Below are 634 nucleotides of genomic sequence, written 5' to 3' on the forward strand. Positions count from 1 at the left end.
CGGTGATGCAGATCTCAATTGCTTTGAAGTTCAGTATACTGACAACCCAAGCATGCTTAGCTCTCCTTCGCTAGTTAAGTCAAAAGCATCGAAATTAGCCGTGAGCGTACTTGGAATCAAACATTCAAACTGGCGTTACGAAAAAGAATATCGCTGGGTACTGCCCAATGAAGAGATTATTGGCAACAAGCTGTATCTGAATAAAGAGTGTATAAGCTCTGTGATTCTCTCAGAACATGCTCCTGCCGATAGAAAACTAAAGGTACTAATGACTTGCCAACACCTCGGCATCCCCGTTAAACACGCTGTCGCTAAACAAGATTCGTGTACATTTGGCACCTTCGGTTAAATAGATATCAGTAAAATGAACGCCCTACGAGACATATTGTTATATCAAGTGACAGTGCAACATACTGACATCTAACTCAGATCACCGTAATTCACTCGTATTCATTGACGTTTTAGTCAATCAAATTAATATTATTTAGTTATAGTGCATCATAATGGTCAGTTTGTGATATGAAGTCGGATGTACTTTTCTGGAAAACTGTATTTGAACTTTTTCTTGGTTGGTAAGTGCTGTTTCGCCTGTCTACAAGCTTTACTATCGCCGGACGTTCTCACTCTCTTGATT

1 pseudogene is annotated in these 634 nt (G+C 39.7%); it reads left to right on the forward strand.

From position 1 onward, the window contains the following. Nucleotides 1–349, forward strand: a pseudogene (locus AB4496_RS24240) (hypothetical protein); the annotation flags it as partial. Between the last annotated feature and the right edge of the window lie 285 nt (nucleotides 350–634).

The organism is Vibrio sp. 10N.222.46.A1 (genome assembly GCF_041473595.1).
Lineage (GTDB): Bacteria > Pseudomonadota > Gammaproteobacteria > Enterobacterales > Vibrionaceae > Vibrio > Vibrio tasmaniensis_A.